Annotated in this window: 14 protein-coding genes; 2 read left to right on the forward strand and 12 right to left on the reverse strand. The window is 65.0% G+C overall.

Annotated features, from left to right (window positions below; all coding sequences use genetic code 11):
• Positions 1-67 precede the first annotated feature (67 nt).
• The 7 genes from PTE30175_RS22100 to hemE all read right to left on the reverse strand — a co-directional run bounded on the left by PTE30175_RS22100 (position 68) and on the right by hemE (position 13,240).
• Positions 68-1,216, reverse strand: coding sequence for a branched-chain amino acid ABC transporter substrate-binding protein (locus tag PTE30175_RS22100; RefSeq protein ID WP_150699223.1), 1,149 nt, complete (start codon positions 1,214-1,216; stop codon positions 68-70).
• A gap of 290 nt (positions 1,217-1,506) precedes the next feature.
• Complete coding sequence (gene putP, locus PTE30175_RS22105) at positions 1,507-3,027, reverse strand: sodium/proline symporter PutP (protein ID WP_150699224.1); 1,521 nt, start codon at positions 3,025-3,027, stop codon at positions 1,507-1,509.
• 295 nt (positions 3,028-3,322) lie between these two features.
• The gene (gene putA, locus PTE30175_RS22110; protein WP_150699225.1) at positions 3,323-7,234 is read right to left on the reverse strand and encodes a trifunctional transcriptional regulator/proline dehydrogenase/L-glutamate gamma-semialdehyde dehydrogenase; all 3,912 of its coding nucleotides are present in this window, start codon (positions 7,232-7,234) and stop codon (positions 3,323-3,325) included.
• A gap of 286 nt (positions 7,235-7,520) precedes the next feature.
• Positions 7,521-7,853 (reverse strand): SorB family sulfite dehydrogenase c-type cytochrome subunit, encoded by a 333-nt coding sequence (gene sorB / locus PTE30175_RS22115; protein WP_224788922.1) that lies wholly within the window; start codon positions 7,851-7,853, stop codon positions 7,521-7,523.
• A gap of 14 nt (positions 7,854-7,867) precedes the next feature.
• The gene (sorA, locus tag PTE30175_RS22120; RefSeq protein WP_150699252.1) at positions 7,868-9,154 is read right to left on the reverse strand and encodes a SorA family sulfite dehydrogenase catalytic subunit; all 1,287 of its coding nucleotides are present in this window, start codon (positions 9,152-9,154) and stop codon (positions 7,868-7,870) included.
• Between the two features lie 203 nt (positions 9,155-9,357).
• Complete coding sequence (locus PTE30175_RS22125; protein ID WP_224788926.1) at positions 9,358-11,688, reverse strand: primosomal protein N'; 2,331 nt, start codon at positions 11,686-11,688, stop codon at positions 9,358-9,360.
• A gap of 481 nt (positions 11,689-12,169) precedes the next feature.
• Positions 12,170-13,240: a uroporphyrinogen decarboxylase gene (gene hemE, locus PTE30175_RS22130; RefSeq protein WP_224788924.1), complete on the reverse strand. Its 1,071-nt coding sequence runs from the start codon at positions 13,238-13,240 to the stop codon at positions 12,170-12,172.
• Between the two features lie 282 nt (positions 13,241-13,522).
• On the opposite strand from hemE, the gene PTE30175_RS22135 reads away from it, so the two are divergent.
• On the forward strand, positions 13,523-14,323 hold the full coding sequence (locus PTE30175_RS22135; protein ID WP_150699228.1) for a transporter substrate-binding domain-containing protein: 801 nt from the start codon (positions 13,523-13,525) through the stop codon (positions 14,321-14,323).
• Between the two features lie 85 nt (positions 14,324-14,408).
• Here PTE30175_RS22135 and PTE30175_RS22140 read toward each other — a convergent pair whose 3' ends face one another.
• The 3 genes from PTE30175_RS22140 to PTE30175_RS22150 all read right to left on the reverse strand — a co-directional run bounded on the left by PTE30175_RS22140 (position 14,409) and on the right by PTE30175_RS22150 (position 16,911).
• The gene (locus PTE30175_RS22140; RefSeq protein ID WP_150699229.1) at positions 14,409-14,894 is read right to left on the reverse strand and encodes a CoA-binding protein; all 486 of its coding nucleotides are present in this window, start codon (positions 14,892-14,894) and stop codon (positions 14,409-14,411) included.
• 549 nt (positions 14,895-15,443) lie between these two features.
• Positions 15,444-16,232 carry a 2-oxo-tetronate isomerase gene (otnI, locus tag PTE30175_RS22145; protein WP_150699230.1) on the reverse strand — a complete coding sequence of 263 codons (789 nt, stop codon included), beginning with the start codon at positions 16,230-16,232 and terminating at the stop codon, positions 15,444-15,446.
• Positions 16,233-16,308: 76 nt separating this feature from the next.
• Complete coding sequence (locus tag PTE30175_RS22150) at positions 16,309-16,911, reverse strand: energy transducer TonB family protein (protein ID WP_150699231.1); 603 nt, start codon at positions 16,909-16,911, stop codon at positions 16,309-16,311.
• A gap of 174 nt (positions 16,912-17,085) precedes the next feature.
• On the opposite strand from PTE30175_RS22150, the gene arsC reads away from it, so the two are divergent.
• Positions 17,086-17,442 (forward strand): arsenate reductase (glutaredoxin), encoded by a 357-nt coding sequence (arsC, locus tag PTE30175_RS22155; RefSeq protein WP_150699232.1) that lies wholly within the window; start codon positions 17,086-17,088, stop codon positions 17,440-17,442.
• A 12-nt stretch (positions 17,443-17,454) separates the two neighbouring features.
• Here arsC and PTE30175_RS22160 read toward each other — a convergent pair whose 3' ends face one another.
• Positions 17,455-18,171 carry a 3'-5' exonuclease family protein gene (locus tag PTE30175_RS22160; protein WP_150699233.1) on the reverse strand — a complete coding sequence of 239 codons (717 nt, stop codon included), beginning with the start codon at positions 18,169-18,171 and terminating at the stop codon, positions 17,455-17,457.
• Positions 18,168-18,824, reverse strand: a complete 657-nt coding sequence (locus PTE30175_RS22165) for an MBL fold metallo-hydrolase (protein WP_150699234.1) — start codon at positions 18,822-18,824, stop codon at positions 18,168-18,170. The genes PTE30175_RS22160 and PTE30175_RS22165 overlap by 4 nt, the downstream gene beginning before the upstream one ends.
• Between the last annotated feature and the right edge of the window lie 149 nt (positions 18,825-18,973).

The following is an 18,973-nucleotide window of genomic DNA, read 5'->3' on the forward strand; positions in this document are numbered from 1 at the left end:
CCGAAAGAAAAGCTGGCAGTTCAATTTTGAACTGCCGGCTTTTTCATTTCCGCACGGACCGGATGGCTTACTTGCCGCCGACCGACTCCAGGACTTCGAACTTGCCGTTCACGACCTTGTAGACGGTAATGCTGCCGTTCTTCAGATCGCCAACGTTGTCGTACGCGAGTTCACGCGTCGTCACGCCGGGCATGCTCGTCTTGGCGAGCATCGGCAGGTACTTGGCCGGGTCCGTCGAGTTGGCCTTCTTCATGGCGGCCATCATCGCCATGGCGCCGTCGTAGGCGTACGGCGAATAGGTTTCCATCGGCGTGCTGAAGCGCTTCGCATAACGCTGCTCGTAACCCTTGCCGCCCGGCATCTTGTCCAGCGGCAGGCCGGCCAGCGATACCACCGAACCGTCGGCCGCATCGCCCGCGATCTTGAGGAACGCGTCCGACTTCACCATTTCGCCGGCGATCAGCGTGCTCTTCATGCCCAGTTCGCGCATCTGCTTGACCATCGGGCCTGCCTGCGCGTCGGCGCCGCCGTAGAACACGGCATCCGGGTTGGCGCGTTTCAGGTTCGTCAGGATGGCGCGGAAATCGACAGCCTTGTCGCTCGCGAATTCATGGCGAACGATCTTCGCACCGGCCGCCTTCGCCGCTTTCTCGAACTCCTCGGCCAGACCCTGGCCGTAGGCCGTGCGGTCGTCCACGATCGCAATGTTCTTGTAGCCGAGCTTCTTGACCGCGAAGCTGCCGACCACCGAACCTTGCTGCGTGTCCGACGTCATCATGCGGAACGTCGTCTTGAAGCCTTGCTTCGTGTATTCCGGGGCGGTCGCCATCGCGATTTCCGGAATGCCCGCCTGCGCGTAAATGCGCGAGGCCGGGATTGTCGTGCCGGAGTTGAAGTGACCCAGCATGCCCTTGACGCCTGAATCCACCAGTTTCTGCGCCACCGTCGTACCCTGGCGCGGGTCGGCCTGGTCGTCTTCGGCCATCAGCACGAACTTCACCGGCTTGCCTTCGATCATCGGCTTGGTGGCGTTGAACTCGTCGATCGCGAGTTGGATGCCGTTCTGCATGTCTTTGCCGTAGTGGGCCTGTGCGCCGGTCAGCGGCGCGGCGAACCCGAGCTTTACTTCCTGCGCCTGTTGGGCCTGCGCCGCTGTGGCGCCAAGCGCCATCAGTCCGGCCATCGCGAATGCGCTCAGCTTAAGCTTCGAATGCATGAACATCTCCTTACGTGTGGTGTCGTGTGGTGTGCCGCTAGCGGGATCGCCGCGCGCAGCCGGTCGGTTCGGCGCGTGACCCGGCGGATTGCCCGGGCCGGCGCCGGCACATCGGCGGAATTCGCCTGACGCGGCAGTATTGGCGCAGCTTTCGCTCCGGTCAAGAGGGGCAAATCGGGATAGCGGGTGCAACCCGGGCCTGTCCCGGGCTGCTCCGCTACGTCCGCACATTGTGCAACCCTTCATGCAACCCTGTGCGCAACCCGTGTCCCGACGCCGATGCAAGCCGTTCAGAGACGGCCAACCGGTGCCAGGGTCGGGGTCGCTTCGGTTTCTTGAACCGTGGCGTTCACGCTATTGAAGACTTGCAGCATCGTCGGCGACGGGGCAGGCCCGACGCGGCTGCCAGCTACCACCGCCAGCGTCCCCAGGGCAAAGCCAGGCAAAATTTCATAGAGGTCGAACCAGCCGTATTGTTTCCAGACGAGGACCGTCACGGCGCCGACAACGATGCCCGCCAGCGCGCCGTTGCGCGTTACGCCACGCCAAGTCAGCGACAACAGGATGAGCGGGCCGAAAGCCGCGCCAAAGCCGGCCCAGGCGTAGCTGACCATGCCCAGTACCCGGCTGTTCGGGTCAAACGCCAGCACGATCGCGATGGCCGCGACCGCAAGCACCATCGCGCGGCCGATCCAAACCAGTTGTCCCTGCGTGGCGTCGCGCTTCACAAAGGTCTTGAAGATGTCCTCCGTCAATGCGCTTGCGCATACCAGCAGTTGGCACGACAGCGTGCTCATCACCGCCGCCAGAATCGCGGCGAGCAGGATGCCGGCGATCCACGGCGCAAACAGTTGGGTGGCCAGCGCGATAAACACCGTTTCAGGATTGGCAAACACGCTTTCGCCCTGCGCCGGCCGGCCGCTGAAGTACGCCAGACCAAAAAAGCCCACCGCCACGGCGCCCGACAGGCACAGCAGCATCCAGGTCATGCAGATCTGCCGCGCCCGCGGGATCGCTGCCACCGATTTTGCTGCCATAAAGCGCACGAGAATGTGCGGCTGGCCAAAGTAGCCGAATCCCCACGCCAACATGGAGATCACGCCCATCGCACTCAACTCGCCGAAGAGCGCGGTGTGTGCAGGCTTTACGGCCTCAACGGCCGCCGTTGCCGCGCCGAGCCCGCCATCGACTGACAGGACGGTCAGTGGTGTGACCAGCAATGCAGCGAACATCAGCGAAGCCTGGACCGTGTCCGTCCAGCTTACCGCGAGGAAGCCGCCGATGAAGACGTAGGCGATCGTCGCCAGTGCGCCGATCCAGAGGGCAGTACGGTACGGCATGTCGAACATGCTTTCGAACAACCGGGCACCGGCCACCACACCCGATGCGCAGTAGATGGTGAAGAAAACGAGGATGACGAGCGCTGTCACGATACGCAGCACGTTATTGCGGTCCTCGAACCGCCGCGTCAGGAATTCGGGCAGCGTGAGGGCGTTGCCGCACGCTTCCGTGTAGACGCGCAGCCGCGCCGCCACGAACCGCCAGTTGAGCCACGCGCCGACGGCGAGGCCGATCGCTATCCAGATACCGGACAGGCCGCCGATGAAAATCGCACCCGGCAAGCCGAGCAGCAACCAGCCGCTCATGTCGGACGAACCGGCCGACAGGGCGGTCACGAAACTGCCCAGCCGCCGCCCGCCCAGAATGTAGTCGGACAGATTGCGCGTGGCGCGGTAGCCAAGCCAGCCGATGGCCAGCATGGCGACGATGTACACGGAGAATGTCACGAAAGTGGGGTTGTCCAGCAACATGCTTGCTCCTTCCTTTGTTCATGGACGTGCCGCCCAAAGGTGGCACGCGAAAAAACGCCACATCTGCGGCGCACATCCGTCGGGGGGAGAAAACGCCGGTGCGCGGGGGTCGCACCGGTTCGACCAAACCCGCATGAGGCTCGGCCGGAAAAACGTTCGGGGGGAACGACAGGGAACGGCTTCGGGGGGAGGGCCGTGCGGTTCGTCCTCAGGACTGCGAGGGCGAACCGTACCGCCGGGTATTGCGTACTGCTGCCACCGCGATCCTCGACGGGACCTGCGGTGGCGTCCGGGATCAGCCGATCGTCATCAGGCTGGCGTTTCCGCCGGCCGCGGCCGTGTTGACGCTGACGGAACGTTCGCAAAGCAGGCGCTCGAGCGAATAGTCGTCGCCGGCGGCCAGTGCTTCGGGCGCGAGTCCCTGCACCGGCAGGATCGGGCCACTGCGCCCGGCGATGCGACGGTTCAGCGCGCGCAGTTCGTCGCTGTCGCCTTCAAACAGGACCGAACCCAGTTCGCCTTCGGCGGCGGCATCCGCGCCGTCCGGCAACACCGAGGCGCGATCCTTCAACGTCGCGGGCAGGTTGTCGATCAACTCGCGTGCCGCCGGCGTGTCGGCGAACACCGCCGAGTTGCCGGTCGCAAGCGTTGCGGCCAACTGCACGCGCGCGCCAAACGGTGTTGCGGCCACGCACAGTACCGGGCCGCGCGGCTCCAGGCCATAGGTGTTGCGCTCACCGGTCGGGCCGGGCAGCGTTGCCATGGCGTCGAGCGCTGAGGTGGCCAGATACCGGTCCACGCGGCCGACCACGTCGCCCGCGCCCTGCCCGTGCAGCCAGTCACGGTACGTGACGAGCGGCATCAACGCGGTTTCGTCGCGGACCAGTTCCGGTGCCAGCGACGCCGGGCGCGTTGCCAGCAGGCGCGGCAGGTACATCGGGCCGCCGGCCTTCGGGCCGGTGCCTGACAGGCCTTCGCCGCCGAACGGCTGCACGCCGACCACGGCGCCGATCACGTTGCGATTGACGTAGACATTGCCGACCTTGGCACGCTCGATCACGTGGGCGATGGTCTCGTCGATCCGCGTATGTACGCCGAAGGTGAGACCGTAGCCGGTGGCGTTGATGTCGTCGAGCAGGTTGTCGAGTTGTGCGCGCTTGTAACGAACCACGTGCAGTACCGGACCGAACACCTCACGCTGCAGGGCCTTCAGGTTTGTCAGCTCGATCAGCGTCGGCGGCACGAACGTGCCGTGCCGTGCCGCATCCGGCAACGCCAGTTGCTCGACCTTGAAGCCCTTGCCGCGCATCGCTTCAATGTGACGGTTGATGCCGCCCTGCGCTTCGGCGTCGATGACCGGACCCACGTCGATCGACAGGCGGTCCGGATTGCCGATCGCCAGTTCCTGCATCGCGCCCTTGAGCATGTGCAGGGTCCGGTCGGCGATGTCATCCTGCAGGCACAGCACGCGCAGGGCCGAGCAGCGCTGGCCGGCGGAGTCGAAGGCCGAGGCCAGCACGTCGTACACGACCTGTTCCGGCAGCGCCGAGGAATCGACGATCATCGCGTTCTGGCCGCCGGTTTCGGCGATCAGCGGGATCGGCCGGCCGTTGGCGTCCAGGCGCTCTGCCACTGTGCGGGCGATGATGCGCGCGACTTCGGTCGAGCCGGTAAACATGACGGCCTTGGTGCGCGGGTCGGCCACAAGGGCCGCCCCGACCGTTTCACCATTGCCGGGCAGCAGTTGCACCGCGCCGGCCGGCACGCCGGCGGCATGCAGCAGACGCACCGCTTCGGCGGCGATCAGCGGCGTTTGTTCGGCCGGCTTGGCGAGCACCGGATTGCCGGCGGCGAGGGCGGCCGACACCTGGCCGATGAAGATCGCCAGCGGGAAGTTCCACGGGCTGATGCAGACCACCGGGCCAAGCGGCCGGTGCGTGTCGTTCGAGAAGCCCTGGCGGATCTGCGCCGCGTAATAGCGCAGGAAGTCGATCGCCTCGCGCACTTCGGCGACGGCGTTCGGCAGCGATTTGCCGGCTTCGCGCACGCACAGGCCCATCAGCGTGGGGGTATGCGCTTCGAGCAGGTCGGCCGCGCGCATCAGGCAGTCGGCGCGCTCGTCGATCGGCGTGGCCTGCCAGATCGGCGCGGCGGCCAGGGCGAACGCCAGCGCGGCCTCCACGTCTTGCGTCGTGGCGTCCATGACCTGACCGACGGTGTCGCGCAAATCGGCAGGATTGCGCACCGGGCGTGAGGTGTTGTTGGCACGCTCGCCGTCGGCGAGCAACGGCGCAGCGCGCCACGGCGTGCCTGCGCTGGCCAGCAGGGCGGACGACAACGACGCCAGGCGGTGTTCGTTGGACAGGTCGAAGCCGGCCGAATTGGCGCGGCTCGCGCCGTACAGCTCGCGCGGCAGGGGGATCTTGGCGTGGGGTGCGCCCAGCGGGGCAACCTTCTCGGCTTCGGACACCGGGTCGGCGATCAGTTCGTCGATGCTGACGGTTTCATCCGCAATCCGGTTCACGAACGACGTGTTCGCGCCGTTTTCGAGCAGCCGGCGCACGAGGTAGGCGAGCAGCGTTTCGTGCGTGCCGACCGGCGCGTACACGCGGCAGGGACGCGCGAGTTTGCCCGAGGCGATCGGGCCGACCACTTCTTCGTACAGCGGCTCGCCCATGCCGTGCAGGCACTGGAATTCGTACTGGCCCGGGTAGTAGTTGTTGCCGGCCAGATGGTAGATGGCCGACAGCGTGAAGGCGTTGTGCGTGGCGAACTGCGGGTAGATCGCCTCGGGCACGCCAAGCAGCTTTTTCGCGCAGGCAACGTACGACACATCGGTGTAGATCTTGCGCGTGTAGACCGGATAGCCTTCGAGGCCTTCGACCTGCGAGCGCTTGATTTCCGAATCCCAATACGCACCCTTGACCAGACGCACCATCAGACGGTGACGGCTGCGGCGGGCCAGGTCGATCACGTAATCGATCACGAACGGCGCGCGCTTCTGGTAGGCCTGAATGACGAAACCGATGCCGTTCCAGCCGGCCAGGTCCGGATCGAAGCACAGCGCTTCGAGCAGATCGAGCGACAGTTCGAGGCGGTCGGCTTCCTCGGCGTCGATATTGAGGCCGATGTCGTACTGGCGCGCCAGCTTGGCGAGCAACTGCACACGCGGCAGCAGCTCGGTCATGGTGCGCTCTTGCTGGCTGCGCGAATAGCGCGGATGCAGGGCCGACAGCTTGATCGAGATGCCGGGGCCCTCATAGATGCCGCGGCCGGCCGATGCCTTGCCGATGGCGTGGATGGCCTGCTCGTAGCTGGCGAAGTACCGTTGCGCGTCTTCCTCGGTGGTCGCCGCTTCGCCGAGCATGTCGTACGAATAACGGAACCCCTGGGCTTCGAACTTGCGGCTGTTGGCCAGCGCTTCCGAGATCGTTTCGCCGGTGACGAACTGTTCACCCATCAGGCGCATCGCCATGTCCACGCCCTTGCGGATGAGCGGCTCGCCGCCGCGCCCGATCAGGCGCGTGAGCGCCTTGGTCAGGCCCGCTTCACTGGTGGTGGTGACGAGCTTGCCGGTGATCATCAGGCCCCAGGTGGCGGCGTTGACGAACAGCGACGGCGAGTTGCCCATGTGGGAGTGCCAGTCGCCCTTGCTGATCTTGTCTCGGATCAGCGCATCGCGCGTGGCCTTGTCGGGAATGCGCAGCAGCGCCTCGGCGAGACACATCAGTGCCACGCCTTCCTGGCTCGAGAGGGAGAATTCGTGGATCAGACCCTCGACGCCGCCGCCCGTGCGCTTGCCGCGCAGCGCTTCGACCAGTTTGCGTGCAAGCGCGGTGGCGCTCGCGGCGGTCGTGGCGGGGAGTTTCGCCTGACCGATCAGCACAGGCACGCACTCCGGTTCCGGACGGCGGTAAGCGGCGGTGATGGCGGCACGCAGGACCGATTGCGGCTGCACATTTTGCGCGAACTCGAGGAACGGATGCGGCACGGCGTCGTCGCCGTGATGCGGTTCGAACACTTCCGTGGCGGCATGGCTGGCAGCTTTGAGCTCAGGCGGCAACGCGCCGCTCTCGATGCGTTCGAGATACGCGAAGATCGCCTGCTTGATGAGCCAGTGAGGGGTGCGTTCGATTTGCTGCGCAGCCGTCTTCAGGCGGGTGCGCAGGATTTCGTCGACCTTGACGCCGAGCGTGGTATTTGCCATTTAGGGGGCCTGCGAAGCGGAAGTGTGCCGTTGCCGCAGTGGGGCGGAGTTGGCACGAATGTAAAGCAACTTGCCGCATCGTACCCGCCTTGCCGACTAGGTGCAACCCGTTTCATTATTCGGGTTGTACCTGTTCGGGAAAACCCTTGTCTGGCGTGAATACCCATGAAGAATCGCCATCGGCGCGGGGTTCGGGCGGTTGCACCCTTCGCGCCGGACGATGGTTCGCCGACGGAAATTTTCGGGGAAAACCCAAGCCGAAATATCTCCGCCGGCGAGTCGGGCGCTATTTTCCGCTGTCCGTGCCGTACGTCTTGCCGAGATACTCGCTGATCAACGGCACCTGATCGGCCGGAATCGGCGCGCCGTAGACCTTGATCATCTTCGTGACCTCGGCGTTCCAGAAGGCGCTGGACATCGGGGGCTGGCTTTTGATGTAGTCAATGGAGTGGCACATGACGCACCAACTGTTGGTCGCCTGATGGCCGGCCAGTGTCGAAGCTTTCAGTTGTGCCGTTTCCTGAGGCAGTTTGATTTCCAAGGCCTGCGCGCTGGCTTGCCAGCCGAGCAGGGCCGTGACGATCGACAGCGTCGCGAGCGGGGATACGATGGGTCGCATGAGCATTCTCCCGGTCACGCCGCGGTCACGCGGACGGTCTCTACGCCATTGCGCAGGTAGCCGGCCGGATTCCACAGCGATTGCAACGGTTGCGTTACGCCGGCACGATTCGTGGCGCGGACTTTCAGCGTGTATTCGCCGGCGTCCGGCGGCGTGAAGCTCGCCGTCCACTCACGAAACGAATACTTCGACAGTTCTTCACCGAGCCTGGCCGCCTGCCAGGTTTTCCCGTCGTCGGCCGACACCTGGACGTCGCGAATGCCTTCGCCGCCGTCGAATGCGATACCGCGCAGGCGCAACGCCTGCCCGGCCTTGACGCGTTGCCCGTCCGACACGCTCGTAATGAACGAACGCACGGTGAAGCGCCCGATGGGGCGCGTCTTGTCGGGTGCCTTGCCCGGTTCCACGCAATTGCAGTCATTATCGGGAATGCGGTACGCAGTCTTCATCCAGAACCCGTCGAAGACATCGTCGATCACATTGATGTCGGCCAGATGCTTCACCCAGTAGGTCCCGTAATAGCCCGGCACCACCAGCCGCACCGGAAAGCCGTTGAGCATCGGCAGATCCTTCCCGTTCATGGCGAACGCGATCATGACCTCGCCATCCATGGCGTGGCCGATATCCAGCGCTTTCACGAACTCGGGGGTTGCCGGAATGACCGGACGGTCGAGGCCTTCAAACGTGACCTGCTTAGCCGTTGGCTTGACGCCGGCCTTCTCGAGAATGCGCTTCAGGGGAATGCCGCGCCAGCGGGCATTGCCCATGGCGCCGTTGGCGAGCTGGCCGCCTCCCACGCGCGGCTCGAAGAAGCCCCGGCTGTTGCCCGAACACTGATTGACGGCGACGAGCTCCACCGGCTTGCCGAAGTCCCGCTTCAGGCTGTCGAGCGAAATCTCGATCGGTTTGTCGACGCTGCCGCGCACGCGGATACGATGCTTTTTCGGATCGATATCGGTAGGGATGCCGGCCAGATGGTAGCGGACGAAGAAGGCGTCGTTCGGTGTGATCACCCCCTCGTTGAATACCGAGTACGGCGTTTCAAGCTGCGGCGGGCGTGCCGTCAGCCGGATCAACGGCCGTTTCTGCGGATAAGCGACCAGTTCGCGCTCACCGTTCGCAAACGGCAGCGTGACCATTTGCGGCGCTGCCAATGCCTGCAGGGCCTGGCCGCCGAGCGTGGCGCCCGCGCCAAGCGCACCGGCTTGCCGTAAAAAGCGCCGGCGTGCGGCGAGGGCGGTCGTGCGGGGGGATAGTGCCCCCGAGGGGGCTTCGAAAAAATCTGTGGATGGATGATCCATGGACGGCAAGCGAGACAGGCGCGGCTTCATCGACGTCTCCTTCTCCTGTATGGGAATCGTTATGGTCGAACGAGGGGGCGTGTTTTTTTCCGGCGGCGCAAAGATGCGACACCGTGCGTTCCACTATAGCGCCAAATAACGTCGGAAAGATCCGAAAATTCGAAAAATTTACAAAATTCGAGACAAGCCGGATCGGAAAATTATCATATTTCGAGGGGGTCGACTTCGAGATGCCACCGGACCGGCGCACGCAAAGCGCGCAGTTCGGCTATCCAATGGGTGAGGAAGGATTGAAGTGCACCGCGTGACGGGCTTTCGACGACCAGCTGCGCGCGCTCGGTTCCCGCGATTCGTACCATCGACATTGGCACCGGGTCCCACAGGGAGATGCGTTCATCCGCCAATTCGGGCGTCGCGGCAAGCGCGCGCGCCGTCTTCAGGAATTCCATCGCCTGCGCCAGCTGGCGTGCTTCCGCACGCAGCAACGCCTGATGCGTGAATGGAGGCAGCAGCGCCTGTTGACGCTCCTCGAGCTGCTGGCGGGCAAAGCCCTCGTAATCGTGGCGCATCAAGGCCGCGAACAGCGGGTGACTCGCGTAGCGTGTCTGGATCAGCACATCGCCGGGGCCGTCGGCGCGCGCGGCCCGTCCGGCGCGCCCCGCGACCTGCATCAATTGTGCGAACAGACGCTCGGCGGCGCGGAAGTCATGTGAGAACAGTGCCGCGTCCGGATTGACCACACCCACGAGCGTTACGTTGCGGAAATCGTGACCTTTGGCGACCATCTGCGTGCCGATCAGGATATCGACTTCGCCTGCGTGCACCTGTTGGAACAGTGCCTGGGCGCTGCCTTTGCGCCGCGTGCTGTCGGCGTCGATGCGCGACAGCCGCGCCTCGGGAAAGTGTTCCGAGAGCGCCTCTTCGATGCGCTGCGTGCCCCGCCCCAGCGGGGCAAGGTCCGTATTGCCGCAATCGGGGCAGGCATGGGGAATGCGCGATTCGGCGCCGCAGTGGTGGCAGCGCAGCCGGCGCTCGGGCTTGTGCAGCACCATATGCGCGCTGCAACGGCGGCAATCGCTGATCCACCCGCACGCGTCGCACGACAGCACCGGCGCGTAGCCGCGGCGGTTCAGAAACAGCAGGCTTTGTTCGCCGCGCGCCAGCCGGTCGCGCATGGCGGCAAGCAACGGTTGGGAAAGTCCTTCGTGCACCGCGCGCTGCCGCTTGCGTTCGTTCTCCAGATCGATGAGCCCCACACGCGGCAGCACAGCATCGGGCGACGCGCGCTCAGGCATGGCCAGACGCACGTAGCGGCCCTGTTCGGTGCGCCGCCAGCTGTCGAGCGATGGCGTGGCGGAGCCGAGCACCACGGGCGCCTCCAGCTGACTGGTACGCCAAACGGCCAGATCGCGTGCGGAGTATCGGAGTCCTTCCTGTTGCTTGTACGACGGATCGTGCTCTTCGTCGACCACGATCAGGCGCAGATGCGGCAATGACGCGAGGACGGCGAGCCGGGTGCCGAGGACAATGCGCGCCTGGCCGCGATGGGCCGCGAGCCAATGCCGTGCGCGTTCGCCTTCCGCAAGCCCGCTGTGCAGCGTCACGAGCGCCTCGTTCGGAAAACGCGAACGGAACACACCCTCGAGTTGCGGCGTGAGATTGATTTCCGGCACGAGTATCAGCACCTGCGCGTCGGGCTCGGTCAGCGCCCCGGCCACGGCGCGCAGATAGACTTCCGTCTTGCCGCTGCCGGTTACGCCGTGCAACAGGAACGGCGTGAACGGGGCCGTGCCGCCACGCTCGGCGAGCGCGTCGCGGATCGCGGCCACGGCGTCGGCCTGACCTGTGGTCAGTGTCCGCCGACCGGCGTCCGGCGCGAGCGCATCCTGTGTGGCGCTGCCGGCGTGCGCGGGCACGTCTTCCGTCCAGTCATCTCCGGCCGGGGCTTCGCCCGATATCGGGCCGGCGTGGCCGGTCAAGGGTTCGTGGACGGCCACCGTCTCGATCGTCACCCAACCGGCCGCCGCCCACTGCTTGAGCACGTCGGGGGCTTTGGCGCACAGCGCCCTGGCCTCGTCGGCGTCCAGCGTGCCGGCGTCGATCAGTCCGTCGGCCAGGCGCCGTTGCGCGCGCAGCCGTGCGGGCACGCCGTCCTGCAATGCGATCGCGGCGCCGTCGGCCAGCCGGTAACGCTGCACGCCGCGTTGCGCGAGCAGGCGCGGCCAGCGCAAGGGGGTGCGCAGATGGCCGGGGATCGACGGCAGCGCCACCTCGCCGATGCCGCGCTGGTAATAGCGCGCGGCAAATGCCATGAGCCTGCGCCATTCGTCGTTCAGCGGCGGCAGTTCATGCCAGACAGCCGTCACCGGTCGCAGTTTCGCAGGATCGATTTCACTGCGCTGCGTCAGTTCCCATGCAATCCCCACGACTTGCCGCCGGCCGAACGGCACTTGCACCAGTTGGCCGGGGACGACGGCCTGTGCAATCAGGTAGTCGAACAGCGTCGGCAGTGGCGTATCGAGCGCCACGCGCACGATGGCCGGCGCGCCGGCGACGGGATTGCCATCGGCGTCGAGCGCCGGGACTGGGGGAGCAGGGGGGCGAACGCCAGCGCGGTCCAAACTTAAAGTGATTCCTCAGAAGCGACGGTAAACCCCGGATTTACGTCGGGTTTACCGTGACCGGCCCAAGCCTGTGGATAACTATGTTGAGAAGTGATGAGCAATCCCACGCATTGTCTCGCGAGACGAAGGCCGTCGCCGCATGCGCCATTTTTGCCTTCGTTGAGAAAATTCCTTTTAATCAATAGCTTATGAGCCATATTGGGAAAACTCTCAATATTCAAGGCAGTTATGGCGGTGCAGCGGGATTTTGTGCATAAGTCGAATGGCGCCGCAGTGGATTTCGAAGGTTTACTCGGAATTTCCGGGTTGACTTCCGACGCATGCGACCGCCGCTGGAAAGGCGGGGCGACACGCCGCCCGAAGCCGCGCCACGCCTTGTTTTGTGCAGTGCTCAGGCCGGCTGGCGCAGCTTCCGGCTATACGAGTGGACTTCATCGACCAACGCGGCGACATGCTCGGGCGGCGTGAACTGGGAAATCCCGTGGCCCAGGTTGAACACGTGGCCGGGCGCATTGCCATAGGCATTCAGCAATCGGCGCGCTTCCGCACGGATGGCTTCGGGCGGCGCGAACAGCGCCGTCGGGTCGAAATTGCCTTGCAGCGCACAACGGTCGCCAACGCGGCGGCGTGCGGCGGTCAGGTCGACGGTCCAATCGAGGCCGATCGCGTCCGGCCCCGTGTCGGCGATGGCGTCGAGCCATTGCCCCCCGCCCTTGGTGAAGATGATGTGGGGAACGCGTGCTCCCGCCCATTCGCGATGCACGCCCGCGAGCGCCTTTTGCATGTACGCGAGAGAGAAGCGTTGGTACAGGCCGTCGGCCAGCGCGCCGCCCCAGGTGTCGAACACCATGACCGCCTGCGCGCCGGCTTCGATCTGCGCGTTGAGATAGGCGCTGACGGCTCGTGCGTTGGTCTCGAGAATATGCTCCATCAGGTCGGGGCGTTCGTACATCATCGTCTTGACGGTACGGAAGTCGGCCGAGCCCGCGCCTTCGACCATGTAGCAGGCGAGTGTCCACGGGCTGCCCGAGAAGCCGATCAGCGGCACGCGGCCTTGCAGCGCGCGGCGGATTTCCGTGACGGCATCGAACACGTAGCGCAGTTCGTTGAGATCGGGCGCGGCCAGTTTGGCGACGTCGGCCTCGGTGCGCAGCGGATGGGCGAAGCGCGGCCCTTCGCCGGCTTCGAACGACAGTCCGAGGCCCATGGCATCGGGAATCGTCAGGATGTCCGAGAACAGGATCGCCGCGTCGAGCGGGAAACGGTCGAGCGGCTGGAGCGTGACTTCGGTCGCGTACGCCGGGTTCTTGGCCAGCGCAAGGAAGCTGCCGGCCTTGGCGCGCGTGGCGTTGTACTCGGGCAGGTAGCGGCCCGCCTGGCGCATCAGCCAGATCGGCGTGTACTCGGTCGGCTGGCGCATCAGGGCGCGCAGGAAAGTATCGTTTTGCAGGGCTTGGGACACGGCGGGGGTGGGTATTGGGACAAAGGCCTATTCTAACCGCGTCGGGCTCATCAGACGGCACCTCGGATCGTTATGCCCTGCATAACGGTGCGTACCGGCACATACATGGGTGAGGACGGCGTGAGGTGAACGTGAGGTGGACGCTGCCCGGTTGCGGGGCTGGTCAGGGCCGCGGCCAATGATTACCATGATGTTCGACCGCCGCGCCGCGCTTGCGAGGACACGCCGGCCGGCATCACGAGAAAAGGCCGTTCAAGGCCGTACGTGTCACAAGGAGACGCCATGAAGCACTTCATCGCGGCCGCCGTTCTGGCGGCGGGCGCTATCGCGGGCGCACACGCACAATCCGTCACGGCCTCGAATCCGGCTGGCCAGGCGTCGTCCCGCATCGACGACATCGTCAAGGCGGGCGTGCTGCGCGTGTGTACCACGGGCGACTACAAGCCCTATACGTATCTGCGCGCCGATGGTCAGTTCGAGGGCATCGACATCGACCTTGCGCATTCGCTGGCCAAGTCGCTCGGTGTGCGCGCCGAGTGGGTGAAAACCAGCTGGCCGAAGCTTATGGACGATTTTACGGCGGGCAAATGCGATCTCGCCGTCGGGGGTGTCTCGGTGACGCTGGACCGGGCCCGCCGGGCATATTTCAGCCGGGTGGTGATGGTTGACGGCAAATCACCGATCGTGCGTTGCGCCGACGTGGCGAAGTACCAGACACTGGCCGACCTGAACCGGCCAAGCACGCGCGCGATCGTCAATCCGGGCGGCACCAATGAGCGCTTCGCGCGCCAGTTCATGCCGAACGCCACGCTGACCGTGTATCCCGACAATGTGACGATCTTCCAGCAGATTGCCGCCGGCCGTGCCGACGTGATGGTGACGGACAGCTCCGAGACGTTGCTGCAGCACAAACTCAACCCGACACTATGCCCGGTCAATCCGGACAAGCCGCTGCAATTCGGTGAAAAGGCGTATCTGTTGCCGCGCGGCGACGATGCGTTCAAGGCGTACGTCGATCAGTGGCTGCACCTCGCCCAGCAGACCGGCGAGTATCAGGCCATCGTCGACAAGTGGCTGAAGTGAGCACGACCGCCGCGCTTGGCCCGCCAAGTCGCGCAGACGTTGCGCGCCATCAGCCCGTAATAGGCGAGCAGGCCGGCGTCGATGGTCATCGTGGGCGCGCGTGGATCAAGGAAGCGGCGGCTGCGCGCGAATCGAACATTTGCCAGCGCTGATGTTCGATTTTTACGCAACGGTCCATCACGACGTCGAGGCCGGCGGCAAGCGCACGCGCGGCAGCCTCGTCGTTTTCGATGCCGAGCTGCATCCATACGCTCGCTGCCCCGATCGCAATGGCTTCGTCAACAATGGGCGGGATGTCGCTGCTGCGGCGGAAGCAATCGACCATGGCGATGCGCAGGCCTTCGGCTCGCAAGGCCTGCGCGGCTTCCGTCAGCGATGCATGGCAAGGCTCGCCGAGGATGCCGCCGTCGATGCCCGCCGCTTGCGGATTGACCGGCACGATGCGATAGCCGTGCTGCTGCATGTAGCGCGAAGTGGTAAAGCTCGGCCGCTCGGGCCTGGGTGACAAGCCGACGACCGCGATAACGCGGTCGCGCGCGAGGATCTTCGTCAGGCGTTCCAGTTCATTCATGCTGCGGATGCATCGATGGAGCGGGAACGACGAGGCTAGCATATCGGCATGATTCTTGCGCGAATCCGGGGCCTTCCCCAACCGGTTTCGGCAGATTGGAAAATTCACTCGGGACCACGAATCAATGTCGGGCCCGCTGCGCCACGTTCTCCGTGAGAAGCCCGTCCCGCAAGCCTTCGCGGGCAGTCCGAGGTGTTACAACCTGAAACACTTTGTTACCCCTCGCCGGAGGGGTTTCCCACACAATGCATTTCATCGCTGAAGCGCTTATCCCCCGGTAACGCGAAAGTGTGACTGTATCGCGAGAGGCGTCCCCCGGCGCCGATCGCAAGCGGTTCGATACAGTGCTCCGAATCTGGTCTCCTCGCGCTAACCCCGTAGCGTGTGGTTTTGGCGGGCCCGTGTGTCCCGCCATTTTTTTGTCCGCCGCGCTTGTTCCGTGGCCGGCACGCTCCCGTACGCCCCCTTCCTCGCAGTCCTGTGCATTGACGATCACGTGTCGCTAATCGGCGTCGCGCACCGTTCATCTTCCAGATCCGGCAAGCTGATTCAGCGCGTGGCGCGCAGCCAGGGTTTGAGCCAGCCGAGTCCGGCGCGCGTGGCGCCTTGCGGCCGATATTCGCAGCCTACCCAGCCGGTGTAGCCGAGTTCGTCCAGCAGACCGAACAGGAACGGGTAATTGACCTCGCCGGTATCGGGCTCATGACGCGCCGGCACGCCCGCGACCTGGACATGCCCGATGTGCGCGATCTGCTGACGGAGTTTGACCGCCAGGTCGCCTTCGACAATCTGGCAGTGATAGGCGTCGAATTGCACTTTCAGATTGGCGGCGCCGACTTCCTGCCGCAACGCATGCGCGTCGTCCTGACGATTCAGAAAATACCCGGGCATATCGCGCGGATTGATCGGTTCGATCAGGATGGTGATGCCATGCGCCGCGGCCCGTTCGGCCGCATGCGCGAGGTTGGCTGCGAAGGTGGCGTGTGCCGTGGACCTGTCGACCGAACGGCCCGGAATGCCGGCCATGACGTGAAGGTTTCGGCAGCCTAGCGTGTCTGCATAATCGAGCGCTTGTTCGAGCGCATCGCGAAACTGCGCCTCGCGGCCCGGCAGGGCGGCAAGACCGCGCTCTCCGGCGGCCCAATCGCCCGGCGAGACGTTGAACAGCACCTGCGTCAAGCCGGCGTCGTCGAGCCGCCGGCGAATCTCCTGCGCGGGGTGTTCGTATGGAAACAGGCATTCGACGCCGCGAAAGCCGTCGCTTGCTGCCTCCCTGAAACGATCGAGAAACGGCACTTCCTGATAGAGGAGGGTCAGGTTCGCGGCAAATCGCGGCATCGAAGTCTCCGTAGCGGACGGTCGGTCAGGAAAACGAACTGAAGATCGGACCGAAGCCGCCGCTACAGCAAACGACTCACTCCACGCCGATCTGTGGCGATGCAACGCTGCGCAACTGGAACCGGCCGTCGTTGTTGAACAGCCAGGTTTCCACCACACGCACCCGGCCGCTGCTGTCGACCAGCGCACGGTTGGGCGGCGGGAACGGTCCGGCGCGCCGCAGGCTGGTGACCGCGACTTTTTCGGCCTCACGATCGCCGTTGCCGCGGAACACCCGCACCGCAGAGATATTGCCTTCGCGGTCGACCCAGTATTCGAGCGCCACGATGGACCGCAGCAGCGCTTGCGGGCGCCCTGGATTGACCTCGCGGCCGCTCGTCTCGGTAATGCGCGTCGCCAGTTGCAGTTTATAGAGTTCCAGCGCGCTTGGGGGCGCTTCCGCCGGCGGCGGCAGCTTGATGCCGAGCGGGCCCTTCGGTCCCTCTTCGGTGATCGCGCATGCGCCGAGCAGGAGCGCGAGACCGCACGCCGCGAAGGTTGCAGCGCGCATCCCGGCGCCGCGTAGATTACGTGTCTTCAGGCCATCGTGCGCGCGGTGGCCGTCAGTGTTTTTGATGTTGGACAAAGGCATGATGGCCTCGCTGGCAAAAATATAACGGGTGGCCCGGTGCGGCGGCATTTGTCAAATCCCATCATAGGGCGCGCGCGCTGCTCCCGCTGTCCGGTAAACCCGGGTCGGGTCAACCCCTGCGCAAGGCATGGGCGTGTGTGGCAAGCTTGCTATTTTACGGTGACAATATGACACACGTGCCGGTGATGGGTGGCATGACGAATTGATTTATTTGGAGCGAAGATGATTACGATGTACCACAACCCGCGGTGTTCGAAGTCGCGCGAAGCCTATGCGCTGCTGGAAGCGGCGCACGCCGCCGGTGGCGACGCCGTCACGGTGATCGACTACCTCAAGACGCCGCCGACGCTGGATGAACTCAAGCGCCTGCACAAGCTGCTGGGGGTGCCGGTGCGCGAGATGCTGCGCGACGGCGAAGACGAGTACAACACCCTGGGCCTGGCCGACGGCTCGCTGGCCGACGACGCCTTGCTTGCCGCCGTCGCGGCACATCCGAAGCTGCTGCAACGGCCGATCGTGGTTCACGGCAAACGCGCGGTGATCGCGCGCCCGCCGGAACGCGTGCGCGAGGTGCTGTAGTAACGGCATCGCTCAGGCGCCTGCGGCCGTTTCGGCGTCCGTTGCCGCCGGTCCTCCGGTATCCCCGGTTTCGAAGCCCGCAACGCGCGACGCGGGGCTGCGCCATCCGGGGAGTGCCGCAAGCGAGGCCTGCTGCGTCTTCAACTCCGCGAGCATGTTGCAGAACAGCGCGCCCTGCTCGAGCGCGTCGTCGAGCGCGACGTGCGTATGCGGCAGCGGATCGAACCAGTCCTTCGGCAGCCGGGGCTTGATGTTCTTGCGGTACGGCATGCCGGTCATCGCGAAGGCCAGCGTCTTCACGTCGAGCGCCGACCACGAGAACGGGCAACGGCCGACGTACCGCATCATGTACCAGAACATGAACGTGAAATCGAAGCCGGCCGGATACGCCACGAACACCGGCTTGCCCGGCAGCTTCTCCACCCATTTCACATAGGCCTTGAGCGCCTTGGCCGGATCTTCCGGGTCGATGCGGCACGCTTCCCAGGCCGCCGGTTCCGTTTTCCACCATTTCATCGTCATGGGGTGGCCCTTCGCGTCGGGCAGGAACTCGAGATTCGCCGAGAATGTGCCGAGCAGTTCCTTGTCTGCGGTGTAGGCGGCCGACGCGAAACTCAGCATCGAATGCGGGCCGGGAATCGGGCCGTCCGCTTCGACGTCCGTGCTGACAAAGATTTCCTCGTCCGCGGGAATCGCGCGCGACGGCGGGTTGACGATCGCTTCGCTCATGCGCCGCTCCGGGCCAGCACAGCGTCGGCCACATAGGGATTCGTCTGCCGCTCCTGCCCGAAGGTCGACACGGGACCGTGTCCGGGGATGAACGTGACGTCGTCGCCAAGCGGCCAGAGCTTGGCGCGGATCGAGGCAATCAGATCGGCGTGATTGCCGCGCGGGAAATCGGTCCGGCCGATCGATCCCGCGAACAGGACGTCGCCGACGCTCGCCAGTTTCTCATCGCGTGAGAAGAACACCACGTGGCCGGGCGTATGGCCGGGGCAGTGGAAGACGTCGAGCGTGACGTCGCCGAACCGGACAGTGTCGCCGTCGCCGAGCCAACGGTCGGGCGTGAACGGCTCGGCCTCCGGAAAGCCGAAGCGCGCACTTTGGGCGGCCAGCTGATCGATCCAGAAGGCGTCATCGGGATGCGGGCCTTCGATCGGCACCCCCATGCGCTCGGCCAGCGTGCCGGCGCCGCCGCAATGGTCAAGGTGGCCGTGGGTGAGGAAAATCTTCTCGAGCGTGACGCCCTGGCGTTCGATTTCGCCGACGATCAGGTCGAGGTCGCCGCCGGGATCGACCACGGCGGCGCGTTTCGTCGCGTCGCAGACCAATAGCGTGCAGTTCTGCTGGAACGGCGTGACGGGAATCAGAGTGACGTTCATGGGGTATCGCGGGCTTTCGTCAGTAATGTTCGGTTTCGCCCTATTGTAATTCGCCTGCGCCGGACGCTGCGCCGAGGATTGCCGCACGGCCTGAACGGGGGCGCCCGTCGTCTCAAATTCGATATGTCACGCCGCATGTGAGTAGCCAC

The sequence above is a fragment of the Pandoraea terrae genome (genome assembly GCF_902459695.1).
GTDB lineage: Bacteria > Pseudomonadota > Gammaproteobacteria > Burkholderiales > Burkholderiaceae > Pandoraea > Pandoraea terrae.